12 protein-coding genes and 6 pseudogenes are annotated in these 13,779 nt (G+C 34.8%); 14 read left to right on the top strand and 4 right to left on the bottom strand.

The window, feature by feature from the left end:
* Nucleotides 1–245: 245 nt before the first annotated feature.
* Complete coding sequence (locus tag MKL36_RS08040; protein ID WP_000925263.1) at nt 246–1,274, bottom strand: MerR family transcriptional regulator; 1,029 nt, start codon at nt 1,272–1,274, stop codon at nt 246–248.
* A 225-nt stretch (nt 1,275–1,499) separates the two neighbouring features.
* Between MKL36_RS08040 and MKL36_RS08035 the strand changes: the two genes are divergently transcribed.
* Nucleotides 1,500–1,985, top strand: a complete 486-nt coding sequence (locus tag MKL36_RS08035) for a hypothetical protein (protein WP_021510497.1) — start codon at nt 1,500–1,502, stop codon at nt 1,983–1,985.
* Here MKL36_RS08035 and MKL36_RS08030 read toward each other — a convergent pair.
* The gene (locus MKL36_RS08030; RefSeq protein WP_031222495.1) at nt 1,982–2,680 is read right to left on the bottom strand and encodes a DUF1826 domain-containing protein; all 699 of its coding nucleotides are present in this window, start codon (nt 2,678–2,680) and stop codon (nt 1,982–1,984) included. The two genes, MKL36_RS08035 and MKL36_RS08030, sit on opposite strands and share 4 nt — an antisense overlap.
* 250 nt (nt 2,681–2,930) lie before the next feature.
* Between MKL36_RS08030 and MKL36_RS08025 the strand changes: the two genes are divergently transcribed.
* From MKL36_RS08025 to MKL36_RS08015, 3 genes are all read left to right on the top strand, one after another.
* Entirely contained in the window at nt 2,931–3,881 is a 951-nt protein-coding gene (locus MKL36_RS08025; RefSeq protein ID WP_000398515.1) for a 3-hydroxyacyl-CoA dehydrogenase NAD-binding domain-containing protein, read from the top strand.
* 157 nt (nt 3,882–4,038) lie between these two features.
* Nucleotides 4,039–4,233, top strand: a complete 195-nt coding sequence (locus MKL36_RS08020; RefSeq protein WP_079265541.1) for a hypothetical protein — start codon at nt 4,039–4,041, stop codon at nt 4,231–4,233.
* Nucleotides 4,234–4,485: 252 nt separating this feature from the next.
* Entirely contained in the window at nt 4,486–4,944 is a 459-nt protein-coding gene (locus tag MKL36_RS08015) for a hypothetical protein (RefSeq protein WP_001127331.1), read from the top strand.
* A gap of 93 nt (nt 4,945–5,037) precedes the next feature.
* On the opposite strand, the pseudogene MKL36_RS08010 reads toward MKL36_RS08015, so the two are convergent.
* A pseudogene (locus MKL36_RS08010) lies at nt 5,038–5,463 on the bottom strand (GNAT family N-acetyltransferase); the annotation flags it as partial.
* A 118-nt stretch (nt 5,464–5,581) separates the two neighbouring features.
* Between MKL36_RS08010 and MKL36_RS08005 the strand changes: the two are divergent.
* The 10 genes and pseudogenes from MKL36_RS08005 to MKL36_RS07960 form a co-directional block, all read left to right on the top strand.
* Nucleotides 5,582–6,322 (top strand): annotated as a pseudogene (locus MKL36_RS08005) (hypothetical protein); the annotation flags it as partial.
* A 7-nt stretch (nt 6,323–6,329) separates the two neighbouring features.
* Nucleotides 6,330–7,346, top strand: coding sequence for a PoNe immunity protein domain-containing protein (locus tag MKL36_RS08000; RefSeq protein ID WP_000631583.1), 1,017 nt, complete (start codon nt 6,330–6,332; stop codon nt 7,344–7,346).
* A gap of 131 nt (nt 7,347–7,477) precedes the next feature.
* Nucleotides 7,478–8,491, top strand: coding sequence for a PoNe immunity protein domain-containing protein (locus MKL36_RS07995; RefSeq protein ID WP_021510494.1), 1,014 nt, complete (start codon nt 7,478–7,480; stop codon nt 8,489–8,491).
* 61 nt (nt 8,492–8,552) lie between these two features.
* A pseudogene (locus MKL36_RS07990) lies at nt 8,553–9,927 on the top strand (RHS repeat-associated core domain-containing protein); the annotation flags it as partial.
* Nucleotides 9,928–10,037: 110 nt separating this feature from the next.
* Complete coding sequence (locus MKL36_RS07985; RefSeq protein ID WP_016804504.1) at nt 10,038–10,436, top strand: hypothetical protein; 399 nt, start codon at nt 10,038–10,040, stop codon at nt 10,434–10,436.
* Between the two features lie 165 nt (nt 10,437–10,601).
* Nucleotides 10,602–10,811 (top strand): annotated as a pseudogene (locus tag MKL36_RS07980) (hypothetical protein); the annotation flags it as partial.
* A 1-nt stretch (nt 10,812) separates the two neighbouring features.
* Nucleotides 10,813–11,154 (top strand): annotated as a pseudogene (locus MKL36_RS07975) (RHS repeat domain-containing protein); the annotation flags it as partial.
* Between the two features lie 7 nt (nt 11,155–11,161).
* Nucleotides 11,162–11,464 carry an HYD1 signature containing ADP-ribosyltransferase family protein gene (locus tag MKL36_RS07970; protein WP_021510489.1) on the top strand — a complete coding sequence of 101 codons (303 nt, stop codon included), beginning with the start codon at nt 11,162–11,164 and terminating at the stop codon, nt 11,462–11,464.
* Nucleotides 11,464–11,796 carry a hypothetical protein gene (locus MKL36_RS07965; RefSeq protein ID WP_000960844.1) on the top strand — a complete coding sequence of 111 codons (333 nt, stop codon included), beginning with the start codon at nt 11,464–11,466 and terminating at the stop codon, nt 11,794–11,796. Before MKL36_RS07970 ends, MKL36_RS07965 begins: the two co-directional genes overlap by 1 nt.
* Nucleotides 11,783–12,488: pseudogene (locus MKL36_RS07960) on the top strand (RHS repeat domain-containing protein); the annotation flags it as partial. The gene MKL36_RS07965 and the pseudogene MKL36_RS07960, both read left to right, overlap by 14 nt.
* Before the next feature lie 70 nt (nt 12,489–12,558).
* Here the strand turns inward: MKL36_RS07960 and MKL36_RS07955 are convergent.
* Nucleotides 12,559–13,703 (bottom strand): IS3 family transposase gene (locus MKL36_RS07955; RefSeq protein ID WP_085944219.1). Its coding sequence is split into 2 segments (ribosomal slippage): nt 12,559–13,439 and nt 13,439–13,703, totalling 1,146 coding nucleotides; the frame shifts between segments, so codons are not numbered across the junction.
* Nucleotides 13,704–13,779: the final 76 nt, after the last annotated feature.

Here is a 13,779-nt window from a genome sequence, read left to right as displayed (position 1 = left end):
TAAGCTAAACAATATGTAAAGTTATAATCTATTTGTTTGGATATTATTTTGAATACATTACTTATGCAATTGCGAGAATGGACAGAATTATAAAATGAATTTCGAAGTCATTTAGTTAGTATTAAATCACAGTCTGCAATATTAAATTTTATGACTAAAAATCCTGAAACTGTTTCTTTACTTTAATCATATTTACGGGTAAATGGCTCTTCCTGAAAAAGAGCCATTTAAATTGATAGATAGAACTAAGCACTATGCTTGAATGCTGCTACTGCTTTTTCTAGAAAGTGTAGGGTAACCGGTTTAAGCCAAGTACCGTCAGCAAGGCTTGGTTCATTTTGCATTGCTGAACGGATCTTTTCTTGAGTGCTTGGATTTTCGCCAGTATAACCTTGTAGCATAGAGAGCCATTGCTGTGCCAAACGCTTTGCTCCTTCACTATTCGGTTTAACCTCAGCGTCAATCAATTTCTCAATATCGACTAATAGTTGAGGCCATTTTTTCATTTCGCGAACATAATTTTCCTTTAAAAAAGCAAACTCATTATCAGATAAATAACGAGCAAAAATACTCAGCTTACTCTCTGAAAAGGCCTTAAGTAAAAACTCAACAACTTCTGGCATTACTCCTAATTTTTCCTGAAATTCAGGTTCTGCAGAATTGATGTTATTTAATTTAACAAGCCATTCTGGATTGGTGCGCGTATTCTGCTCAAGTGTTTTCATCCACTTATGGGCGAGCTTTTGAGCGGTTTCACTGCTAGATGATTCTCCAGCATTAAATACCGTATTTACAGCTTGAGTTAACTCTTGCCATTCTTGGTGGGTTTTAGTACCTGATTGTAAAAATGTAAGCTTTTCAAGTTCTTCTTGCGTAAAGTATTTCTCGTACATTGCTATAAGCTCCAGCATATTTAGCCAATCCTCCAAATCAAGTTCTTCACCATTGATGAGTTGAGATTTCAATTGTCCAAGCTGATTTCGCAATTTCTTCTGCTCTGCCAGTCTTTGATCAATTGCTTGAATCTGCCGATCAATAATCGGTAAAAGTGCTAGATTGGGATCTTCAAGAACCGTATAGATTTCGGCTAGAGACATACCCAGCCCTCGTAATGCTTGAATTTGATGCAAACGAGTAATGTCTTTAGGGGTATATAGTCGATAACCAGCATCGGAACGGGCCGAAGGCTGAAGTAAACCGATATCGTCATAGTGATGAAGAGCACGGACAGTAAGTCCTGTTTGCTTAGCCAGTTCACCAACTTTTAACAGCATCTTTTTAGCTCCTTCTTCCTTAGGCGTGTTTTATGCTAGGGGCTTACGTTACGTGAGGGTCAACTACTTTAAATCATAATTTTTAATTTTTTGCTGGATTGGAGTAAGTTACTACGTTGAGTAGGTCTATAATTAACGCAATAAAAGTAGTTCAGTCTACTATAAAAGATGAATGATATAAGAAAGCTCTTATCCAGTATTGAAGTAACTCAGGAATAAAAGGGTATGTTAATTCAATTAGAACTAATATCAGAACTCGATATTACGCAGTTGCGACAATACGATGATGAATATGACACTGAAATTAGTGTGTTGGCTGACATTTGTGCTGAATTTTCTAAGAATAAACTCAATCAGTTTAAGATTCAGGCTTTTTCAAATGAGCTTTGGCCTGTAGATATCGAAACTGATTTGGTTGTTTTGTTAGAGCAATTACCTGCTTGTATAAGAGAAATAAATTTAGGATCTGATTGTTCAGTTGATTTATATGAGCAAGGAATAAATAGAGAAATTTTATTTAAATTTAATCAAGGAAATTATACTTGCTATGGGCAAAGTCATGATGGAATTTGGGCACCTAGCTATGTTGAAAATGTCAGCCAGTCAGATTTATTAAAAATGTTGCGAGCTTTCTTGAATCAATTTTTGTCAGCTTTAAAATATAAGCATTCTAATAAATATCTTTTACAGTGGTTAAGTGGTAATACTTAACAAATCAACAGCAACCGATATTCACCGTCATTTTCAACTGGTGCCCGATGCACACACGGTAAAACCTTTTGAGTTGGATGATCTACCGCTAAACGCCAAATATGTCCAATACCTAAATTTATAGGTTGTGCATCGGGTTTAGGCTGATAATGTAAATCAAAAAAATACTCTGTTAAAAAGCTTTCAAATTCGGCTTCTGGGCCGTCATGTAAAGCTTTGAGCTTTTCTCTAATTTCAGGAATTAAAACTTTTTGTTCAACCTGATCATTCGGCACAATGTCGCTAGCAGCGCCGTGATAAGTACATAAGAATGTGTCGGTTTCAATGGGGGAGCGGTCAACATGAAATGAATAGACATCTGCTGAAATGAAATCTAGCTCTTCATCGCGTTCATAGTTTTTAAGCAAATTAAGTACAGGTGATGCCCCCATATCAGTTAAGAGCTGCATGTCTTTTAAAATAATATCTCGAGCCAAATCACCTTGTTCTGAAAGCTCAAGTGCTAACAGGTCTTCAGTAGAAATTTCGGTAATATTTTCTTTTAACTCAAGTTTAGCCACAATTTCTTTAAAGTCGCCCACCAAATTTCTATGCCAACAAATAGCATTCTTATTTCCCTGAAAATGTGTATTCACAAGTTCAGCAAAAGTAGATACCACTTCAACTTGCTTGTGGTCAGAAAATGTATTTGTCATATTAAAGTTAAATGGCTCAAAATCTTGCCAATCATACACCCTTAGTGCTTATAGGGCTGCAAGCGGTAGCCAAAATTTGCTTAAAAAATGAAGGTAATGCAAGAAAAGTACAATAATGGTATGAAGTTTTGGTTATGCGTGCTTATTATAAATTGGCTTTGAATAACTGAGAAAAGGTAAGAAGTCGACTATTTTTATAGTCATGCAAGGAATAAGAAAAGTTTTGAAGTAATAAGGTCACGAGGAAGATATGGAAGGAATTAAAACAATCGGTGTGGTTGGTGTCGGTGTCATTGGTGCAAGCTGGACAGCATTATTTTTATATAAAGGCTTTAAGGTAAAGGTATATGACCCTTATCCAATAGACGAAGAATTATTTAAAAAGAGAATACAGGCAAATCTTAGTGATTTGCTCACTTTAGATCAGCAAACAGATTCAAGTCATCATTTACAAGATATTTTTCTAAATTTAGAGCTTTACAACAACTTAAAAGATGCGGTGATTGATGCCGATTTTATTCAAGAAAATGCACCGGAGAGGTTAGATTTAAAGCAAAATTTATATCAAGAAATCACTTCATATTGCCCTGAAAAAACACTAATTGCTTCAAGTTCTTCAGGTCTAAAAGTTTCTGACTTTCAAAAAGATGCAACTCATCCCGAGCGTATTTTTTTAGGTCATCCATTTAACCCACCTCATCTATTACCTTTGGTTGAAATTGTGGGTGGAAAATTAACAGTTCCGCAAATTTTAAAGAAAGCTTCCGAGTTTTATCAAAGTTTGGGTAAGCATCCGATTGTTTTAAATAAAGAAGTTAAAGGGCATGTAGCAAATCGTTTACAAGCTGCTTTGTGGCGTGAGGCATTTTCACTGGTTAAAGAAGGGGTGTGTTCGGCAGAAGATGTTGATATCGCAATCACCAGTGGGCCTGGGCTGAGATGGGCTTTATTTGGCCCCTATATAAATATGGAACTTGCCAATCAGAAGGGGTTTAAAGAGGCAATTCACCATTTAGGACCACCTATGACCGAATGGTGGAATGATATGCAAAATTTTCAGCACTCTGAAGAAACTACTGAGTTGCTAGAAGAACAAACTAAAGAGCTTTTAACACATTATAAAGATATCGATTTATCTCAAAAAAGGGATAAAGGACTAGTCGATATTTTAAAATTGAGACAAAAATTAGAGTTGGATTAAGCCAGTTTTTATGAAAGGCCAAACAGCGTTTTATTGAGGTGTTTGGCTTTTTTATTTTTGAGTATTTCGGTACTATTCCTATTCTTCTTTCTGCACACAATCTATAAAAAGCTTGTACTCATCGTAAGCTTTTAGACTGATTAATTTACTAGGGCATATGAAACGTTACTGGAAACAAACCGAATCAATAGCTTCACGTTGGACGACTGAACAAGACTGTTTTTTAATAGAAAATAATTCACTTTCTATAGATGAGCTAAAAGAACATTTACCATTTTCTGAAGATGAAATAAGAGTTCGTAGATCAGTTTTAGGACTCATAAGACGAGATCAGCAAATGAGACTGTATTAATTTTACCAAATGGTAAATTTTAATTGAAAATAAATATTTCAAAAGATAATAATATTTAAAAAAAAATTGCGGATGAGTTATCAAAACCATAATTTTTTTAGGTGATTGTTTAATAGTCTTTACATAAAGCTTTAACTACTTACGTTTGAGTATAATATTGTTTCACTCCTTTACATTTGTTTAATCATAATCAGAACCATAAAACATTTTAAGATCAAAACTTTATAACAATTGAGATTGAGGAGTGTAAAAATGCCAAAGTATTTAGCCGTGGCTGAAAAGGTTTATAAGAATATTAAAAAAGACGACTTATTCACCAATGACCTTACACAAAATCTGAATTGTTTAATCAGTCAGATACGTAAGGCCATTAAAGGGACTGAGTTTAAACTTAAGTTCAATTATATTGATTTTGATGAGCAACTCACTAAGCCTCTTAGTGAATGTAAAGTCAAAGTTGATCTAAGTGTAATGCCGAAGTTTGAAAACGAAGGAGAGTATTTGCTCTGGTTAGCAAGTTTTATCGAGCGAATTACGGATGGTGGAAAACCTAAATTTCCACCAATTTCACAATTAATTCCGCACGGATTTAAAATTTCTAAAGAATCATTTCCTGTAACCGTTGCTCCTCCTAAAGAAGAGCATGCAGATATGATTATTAAATATTTTAAATCGGAAGATTTTATGAAAACCAATAAAACTCCTTCGTAAAAGAATATAGAAGTATTCGTCCACCATACTTCTATATATTGCTGGTTTAAATTCAGCCACCGCCTTCTGGGGCGGTTTTTTTATAGATATTCTTTTATTTCTTTCTAAAAGCAAAACCGGTTTGTCGTAATTACTGTTACACCACTCATGTTTTTTTAGCACAGCTTCTGGAACCTGAGCCATGTCTTTCACAGCAGCAAAACCCATAGAGCCATAAAAGCCCTCTAACTCGGCAAAGGGTAAACAGTAAAGCATAGAAAAATCTGAATTTTTAATTAAGAAATCAACTACCTTACGGGCGATTCCTAATCCTTCATTGCCCGGAAAAACATAAATTCCGCCAAGCTCGCCACTGTTAGCATAAATACCCACAACTCTACCTTGACCAACAATTTTCTCATCAATAGAAGCTAGTATAATAAGTTCATCATTATGTGATGGAACAAAATCAATTTCGGCATAGCGTTCGTTTATAGCTTTGAGATCGGCAGTGTTCGCGAATCTTAATGAAATTTCCATCATTTTTTCCTGCAAGTATTATCTATAATATTCAAGACTTCGTTTTTTCAAAAATATTCATAAGATATAAAACAAGATAAATAATTTAGCTAATTATTTAAATTAGCCTTTTTCATGTAGTCAAGAAATTAGGCAATCGAAAAAAAAGCGTTGGTCTACCGGGGTGCCTGCTGAGCATATTGTGGATTATTATTCAAAAGAAAGACGAAAAGGTTTACGTAAAATTAATGATAATGGACGTTTAATAGAAGAACATGATCGTTTAAAGCGTAATGCAGCAGGTGACCGAATACGTAAACAAGATATTAACCAAACTGGTATAGATCATTTGTGGTTTGGAAGCCGTAAAGGTCGTAAATATTTAGTTGGTGAAACAAAGGGAAGCATTTTTGGTCATTTTGCTTTTTTAGCGGGAATGGCAGATTCTGATGCTAAAGCTATTGAAGGTAATCGGAGCGAGATTGGTAAAATTTTTGATGGAAAGACTGAGTACAATGAACAGTCAGGGTTAGGTAAAAGATCAACTAGTGCAGAAACTTCTATAAAAAATGAAGGGGCTCTAACGGGCAGTCAAGGGAAAGCTGGGTTAAGTGGAACTAAGTCTAAAGGTCGTCAGATGAGTCATAAATGGATTAACTCATCAATAATTGTTGATGCATCGATATCAGTGGGTTATAAAAATCAATTTATTCTTGAATATCGTAGTGCTCAGAGGTTAAGAAAGCCTATTACGTTATACTGTCGTGAAATTTATATGGTAACAGGTAAACAATATGAGCAACATGATCGATCTAAGGGTAAAACCCATAATATTCAGCAGCCTATAATTTTATTACCCGATAATGTTTTGATGGAATAATACTTAAATGATTACCTTATTGAATGAGAAAGACTGGAAAAATTTAAGAAGAGAACCTTATCAGAAATATAAGGATTATCAGATGGTTGTTTCCTCTGCAATTGATGGCATTCCGGAGACTATGAGGTCCATAAATGATGATAGCTTATCTGTAGAGGGGTATCATTTTAGTGGTTTAATGAATGCCTCAAGTCTTTTGTTTAAAGAAAGCTTAGAGCTTATTTTTTATAGTTATTCTGCTGGTTCATCTATAAAAGAGTTAGCTAATTATTTTCCAAATATTATTGAATATTTGAAACTTTATGTTAAGCACCATATCAATTTTCATCAAAGTTCAGAAAGTGATGGGCATTTAGTACCACATTTAGAACTGGTAACTGATGAATATTGGGAAGCTTTACAGTTAGTTTGTTTCTCTATTTTATTTGCTCAACCTGAGCATTTAAAAACAATTATGGAAATTCTGGCTTATGAAAATGATGAGCAAGATGCTTTACTGGATAAGCTAGTTTCTCCATGGTTACCAGATCGGGAAATCTCGGGGGTGTATTTAAGACAACTTCCATATAGAAAGCTTGAAAAAGTATTTACGGCGGATGAAGCTGACCGTCCTGTTCTGATGTCGGCTTATATGGATGAGTGGTATGGTGCAAGCAAAAGAGAACCTTATCATGATCGCCATAAGAGTAGTTTTTTCCCAGGCTATTGGTCGCTAGAAGCAGCAGCTATGACGGTCATTTTGCGAATAGATGACAGTAGTTATCGAGATAAACCATACTATCCAAAAGACTTAGTTGATTATGCTCGAAGCCAGTATACAGTTCTAGATGAACATGGAAATGTAGAGGGAGAAGCTAACCGTTTACGTTGTGAAGCTGGTGAGCCTTGTCCACAGTCTGGAGAATGGTATAGCCCAGCGAATGGCATGCAAAAGCGTCATTTTAATCAGGGCGAAATTATGCCGGAAATTAAAGATAATCCTTGGGGCGAAACCATTTGGTATTTAGATATAGAAAATGAATAATATTTTATTTTTTGATCTTTTAATATAGGGCCTATCTAACGGATAGGCTTTTTCGTAATTTATTAAATTTAAATAGTATTTGGCAGATTGTAGTTTATTGCCCATAATATTTTTAATGGAATAATACTTATATGATTAGCCTATTAAATGAGAAAGACTGGAAAAATTTAAGACGAGAGCCATATCAAAAATTTTCAGATTATCAAAAACGATTGGATTTTAATCTTAAAAATATTCAAATAGGTTTAAATAATCTAGAGAATAATTTCGATCATGGACCTGATGATTATTATGTTGGGTTAATGAATGCTGCAAATGCTATTGCTCAACTATCCCTTAAAAGTATTTTTTTTAGTTATTCTGCTGGTCTAACTGTAGACGAACTTGCTGACTTTTTTCCAAAGGTAGTGGAATATTGGCAGCTTTATGCAAAGCATCATATCAATTTTCATCAAAGTTCAGAATGTGATGGACATTTAGTACCACATTTAGAACTGGTAACTGATGAATATTGGGAAGCTTTACAATTAGTTTGTTTCTCAATTTTATTTGCTCAACCTGAGCATTTAAAAATAATTATGGAACTTCTAGCTTATGAAAATGATGAGCAAGATGCCTTACTAGATAAACTAGTTTCCCCATGGTTACCAGATCGGGAAATCTCGGAAGTCTATTTAAGACAACTTCCATATAGAAAGCTTGAAAAAGTATTTACGGCGGATGAAGCTGACCGTCCAGCTCTAATGTCAGCTTATATGGATGAGTGGTATGGTGCCAGTAAAAGAGAACCTTATCATGACCGTCATAAAAGTAGTCAGTTTCCGGGTTACTGGTCATTAGAGGCGGCAGCAATTACAGTTATTTTACGAATAGATGATAGTAGTTATCGAGATAAACCATACTATCCAAAAGACTTGGTTGATTATGCTCGAAGCCAGTATACAGTTCTAAATGAACATGGAAATATAGAGGGAGAAGCTAACCGTTTACGTTGTGAAGCTGGTGAACCTTGTCCTCAGTCTGGTGAATGGTATAGTCCAGCGAATGACATGCAAAAGCGTCATTTTAATCAGGGCGAAATTATGCCAGAAATTAAAGATAACTCTTGGGGCGAAACCATTTGGTATTTAGATCTAGAAAATTAATAATATTTATTTTTTGATCTTTTAATATAGGGCCTATCTAACTGATAGGCTTTTTCATTTCTGGAATCATGTTTATGATGAATTAAATAATTGAGCTACAACCATCCGACCAGATGGACAGAAAATAGATTGGCTCACTTATGGAAGTGGACATGTCTATGGCGTAGCTTTAAATGGTGAAGATGTTGTTAGCTTTGAACGTGATGATTTACATAGAGAGATATTACGCCACTATGCAAATGGTCTTAGCCAACAACAACGTTATGATGAAGTAGGCCGCTTAACTCAGCAATTAATGTTGAATGGGCATGACAAAGGTTATCAGGCCCAAACTAAAAATAATGCTATCCAGCATACCAACCAATTGATTGAACGCTTATATCACTACGATAAAACAGATGAGTTAACGCTCATTAAGGATACTCGTCGTGGAACCATTCACTATAAATATGATCCTGTGGGGCGTTTACTTGAAGCGAGCAGTAAACTTGGAAAAAAAACGTTTAGTTTTGACCCCGCCAGTAACATTATAGATTCGTATCATAGTCACAAGGCACAAAGCTATTCACAAACTACGGAAGAAAAAGACTATGGTTATAACCGTTTAGTTAATAACGTAGTTAAAGAATATCTAGATCAACAATACCAATATGATGCTTATGGACAACTCGTAAGACAAAAAACGAGCCAAGGTGATTTAAACCTTGAGTGGGATGTCTATAGTCGCATGGTGAAGAGCCGTAATAGTCAATACACGGCAGAATATCGCTATGATGCTTTGCCGCCGTATTCAAAAGCGGAGTAAACATCACCATACAGGTCAAGAACAGAACATCATTTATGGATGGGATGGCGATACGCTTGCTTATGAGTCCACAGAGCAGTTGACCAAGCATTACATCTATGAAAAAGATAGTTTCGTGCCAATGCTACAAGCTGTTTATTTAAGTCCAATTGAATTGCACCAAACTCCAGATTGGTCAGATAGACCTTATAACATAAACCGTGACCCACTTTGGAAAACTGAAAAACAGGGTAAAGAGTTTGATGATGTATGGTTCTATCACTGTGACCATTTAGGCACACCGCAAGAAATGACCGACCATACAGGTGCAATTATTTGGAAAGCCGAATATAAAGCATGGGGCGAGTGTAAAGCGGAGAGAGCAAAATTCAATTTCTTCGAAAATAGTGAAATTATCTCAAATAATATCCGTTTCCAAGGTCAGTATTTTGATGAGGAAACAGGACTTCATTACAACCGTTATCGTTATTATTCGCCGTATGTAGGTAGGTTTGTCAGTAAAGACCCGATTGGATTGTTGGGTGGATTTAATGTTTATGAATATGCACCGAATCCTAATAATTGGGTTGATCCATTAGGGTTATCCCCAAAAAAATATTGTAATGTCCCTAAAAGAGAACCAGAAATAGTTGAAAATTTTAGATCATTTGAAGCTGCACGAACTCGTGCATTACAGTTAATTGGCCCTTTAGTCCCAGGTAATGAAAAAACATTTGTAACACTTTTAAAAAGGAATACTTAATGATTATCCCTTCATTTCTTAATGAAGCTCTATTAAATAGAGTTTCATTAAGTTCAATTGATTTAGAAAATACAATTAAAAGTTTAGGTCTGGATGTTTTAAACTACGGAGTAATAGATAAAGAGACAGATAAGGTGGAATTAATAGTTCAGGATGATAGAGAATCCTTGCTGAATATGATACGAAAATATTTAATGAAGAAACCGATTCATGAGGAAGTTCATGTATTCTGGTCAAATTTAAATAAATATTCAATTCTTTGTGATATTAAGTTTGTATTAGAAAATTTAGATAATATTTTTGATGAGGATTGGGATTTTTGGATTATTGGCGGAAATAAAAAATGGGTTATTGAAAACTATCATGAGGAAGAATTGTCAATATTTTTATTGAATTGATGTGTTGCAATTATCATATAAAATGATTAGTTAGTTTGAGTGTGATAATTTTTACAATGAAATTGTATATTATTATGAGATATGGTTAAATTGCCTGAATAGTTTGAAAATTTAAATAGTACTTTTTAAGTACTATTTAAAATAAAATATTTTAAAGGCTGATTGATGTACTTTTATGAAATTTATCCTTCTGAGTATATTGATAGAGATTTTTCTTTTGATTTGAAAGGGAAGCAAGAAATTATTGTTGATTATTTTAAATTTGACTTAAATAATCAATTTTTAAAAAATCCTAGAATAAATTTAGATTATAACAATATCTTTTCTGATCAATTGAATGAAATATTGGAGACAGATTTTTATTATTCATCTTCGTGACCATTTGGGTACACCACAAGAAATGACTGACCATACAGGTGCAATTATTTGGAAAGCTGAATATAAAGCTTGGGGCGAGTGTAAAGCAGAGAAAGCCAAGTCGAATTTCTTCGAAAATAGTGAAATTATCTCAAATAATATCCGTTTCCAAGGTCAGTATTTTGATGAGGAAACAGGACTTCATTACAACCGTTATCGTTATTATTCACCGTATATAGGGCCTTTTATTTCCAAAGATCCTATTGGATTATTGGGTGGAGATAATGTATATGCTTATGCACCGAATCCTGTAGGGTGGATTGATCCTTTGGGGTTAAATTCAAAATCCAAAAATTCTGAAGAGGAAAATGATACGTGTAAGACATTACACAAATAGAAAAGATTCAAATGTTATTGAAAAAACTCAAAAAATAATTGCTGCTGATAATAATAGGATATATGTTGAACTAGCTAATAGGAAGCCTTTATCTCAAGTTGAAGCGGAGGATAAATGTCAAATTAAACAAGGTAAAAGGCGTGACTATGTAGAATTCGATGTTCAAAAAAATAAAACAGAGTGCATTAAAAACCCTAGGTATCATAATGAAAAGCTTACAATCAAAGGCGACGTAGATAACCCGTGTAATTTAACTATTCATAGGAGAAAATAATGTTAGTTAATAATCAAACTATATTTTATTCTGGTGATGAAATGGTAGAGGTTTTAAAAGAGATAGAATATATATTAGTTTCTCTGCACAAAGTAGGATCTCACTATGCTGAAACCTTACCTGATTCTTATATCGAATATGCAGATGAAACTACAAAATTTATTGATGATAATAATATTTGTGAAAGACTAGCGAGAATTAGAAGAATTTTATCTAGTAAATTTGATAATGGTTTAGGGGAAGATGATATGGACGATTTAGAAAGAGCTTTTGAAAGTTTAGAATATTGGAAACCCAAAAAAAAGCAAAATCTGTCGTCAAAAATCAAGTAAGAGTGATTTACAACTTGAGTGGGATGCATGTGGACGACTGATTAAAAGTCCTAATGCTGAATATACAGCAGAGTACCGCTATGATGCGTTAGAACGCCGTATTCAAAAGCGAAGTAAACATCATCATACCGGTGGTGAGCATAACATCATTTATGGATGGGATGGCAATACACTTGCTTATGAGTCGAATGAGCAAATTACCAAGTATTATATATATGAGAAAGATTCATTTGTACCGCTGGTACAGACTGTTTATGCAGAAGAAATAGAGCTTCGTCAAACACCTGACTGGGCAGATAAACCCTATAGTTTACAACGTGACCCATTATGGAAAGTAACGAAAACATCAAAAGACTTTAAAGATTTTTGGTTCTATCATTGCGACCATTTAGGTACACCGCAAGAAATGACGGATCATACAGGTTCGGTCATTTGGCAAAGCTTGGGGTGAGTGTAAAGCTGAAAAAGCTAAATCTAACTTCTTTGAAGACTCTGAGATTATTAGTAATAATATCCGTTTCCAAGGGCAGTATTTTGATGAGGAGACAGGGCTTCATTACAACCGTTATCGTTATTATTCACCGTATGTAAGGCGTTTTATTTCCAAAGACCCGATTGGATTATTGGGTGGAGATAATGTATATGCATATGCACCGAATCCAGTAAGTTGGATTGATCCTTTGGGATTAAGTACTACTAATAGAGGTGGTCCCACATGTTTGAACAACTAAAAGCTTATTTATAAGTGATACTCTGCTCTAGTTAAGCTACCTTATTTTGTTGTGGTAGCTGGTCATAGTAAAACTCATCTGGAGTCATTTTGTCCAGACTCGAATGAGGTCGTTTCAAATTATAAAATTCAAAATATGCGTTTAATTGCTTCTTCGCATCCAAAACATTGCTGTAGGCTTTGAGATACACCTCTTCATATTTAACGCTCCGCCATAATCGTTCAACCATCACATTATCAACCCATCGACCTTTACCATCCATGCTGATTTGGATGTCATTTGATTTCAATACATCAATAAATGCATCACTGGTAAACTGACTGCCTTGGTCTGTATTAAATATTTCAGGTCGACCATATTTTTCAATAGCTTCATTTAATGTTTCTATGCAAAATGTAACCTCCATACTAATCGATACTCTATGCGCAAGTACCTTGCGGCTATGCCAATCAATCACAGCACATAAATAAACAAAGCCTTTTGCCATAGGGATATACGTTATATCCGTAGACCACACTTGATTACTGCGCTGAATAGCCAATCCTTTGAGCAGATATGGATATTTGCGGTGAGCTTGATTAGCCTGGCTTAAATTTGGTTTGCAATATAACGCATTAATGCCCATTTTCTTCATTAAAGTACGTGTATGACGTCGTCCTATATGATGTCCTTGACGATTCAACAAATCACGCATCATACGGCTACCTGCAAAAGGGTATTGCATATGTAACTCATCCATACACCGCATCAGCTTCAGATCTGATGCACTCACAGGTTTTGGGCGATAGTAATAACAACCACGGGAGACTTTCAGCAGCTGAGCTTGCTTAGATACTGAAATCTGAAGTGAGTCATCGATTAACTTTTGTGGTTGAAGCGGCCCAGTTTCTTCAACACACCTTCTAAAAAATCAATTTCTAATGCCTGCTCACCGATTTTTGCATGTAGTTTTTTTAGATCGATGGGTGGTTCTGTTGGAGCTTTTGATTGATCGAAAGCTTGCGAGGAAGCTGAAATCAGTTGATTTTTCCAGTCGATAATTTGGTTTTGATGAACATCAAATTCAGCACTCAATTCAGCAAGTGTTTTTTCTGCTTTAATCGCAGCAAGTGCTACCTTAGCTTTAAAATCATTTGAATGATTTCTTCTTGGTCTACGTGCCATAAAATACTCCATATATTGATGTTTATAACATCATTTGGGGAGCAAAATATCACTTATAAGTGTTGTTCAAATTTCCTGATCCACCTCT

The organism is Acinetobacter sp. AOR12_HL (genome assembly GCF_027855275.1).
Classification (GTDB): Bacteria; Pseudomonadota; Gammaproteobacteria; order Pseudomonadales; family Moraxellaceae; genus Acinetobacter; species Acinetobacter baumannii.
This window is presented reverse-complemented; position numbering and strand designations above follow the sequence as displayed.

Coding starts and splice junctions, on each gene's coding strand:
- MKL36_RS07965 (WP_000960844.1), top strand. CDS start 11,464: ATGTTAGTTAATAATCAAACTATATTTTATTCTGGTGATGAAATGGTA.
- MKL36_RS08015 (WP_001127331.1), top strand. CDS start 4,486: ATGCCAAAGTATTTAGCCGTGGCTGAAAAGGTTTATAAGAATATTAAA.
- MKL36_RS07970 (WP_021510489.1), top strand. CDS start 11,162: ATGATACGTGTAAGACATTACACAAATAGAAAAGATTCAAATGTTATT.
- MKL36_RS08000 (WP_000631583.1), top strand. CDS start 6,330: ATGATTACCTTATTGAATGAGAAAGACTGGAAAAATTTAAGAAGAGAA.
- MKL36_RS08030 (WP_031222495.1), bottom strand. CDS start 2,680: ATGACAAATACATTTTCTGACCACAAGCAAGTTGAAGTGGTATCTACT.
- MKL36_RS08020 (WP_079265541.1), top strand. CDS start 4,039: ATGAAACGTTACTGGAAACAAACCGAATCAATAGCTTCACGTTGGACG.
- MKL36_RS07995 (WP_021510494.1), top strand. CDS start 7,478: ATGATTAGCCTATTAAATGAGAAAGACTGGAAAAATTTAAGACGAGAG.
- MKL36_RS08040 (WP_000925263.1), bottom strand. CDS start 1,274: ATGCTGTTAAAAGTTGGTGAACTGGCTAAGCAAACAGGACTTACTGTC.
- MKL36_RS07985 (WP_016804504.1), top strand. CDS start 10,038: ATGATTATCCCTTCATTTCTTAATGAAGCTCTATTAAATAGAGTTTCA.
- MKL36_RS08035 (WP_021510497.1), top strand. CDS start 1,500: ATGTTAATTCAATTAGAACTAATATCAGAACTCGATATTACGCAGTTG.
- MKL36_RS08025 (WP_000398515.1), top strand. CDS start 2,931: ATGGAAGGAATTAAAACAATCGGTGTGGTTGGTGTCGGTGTCATTGGT.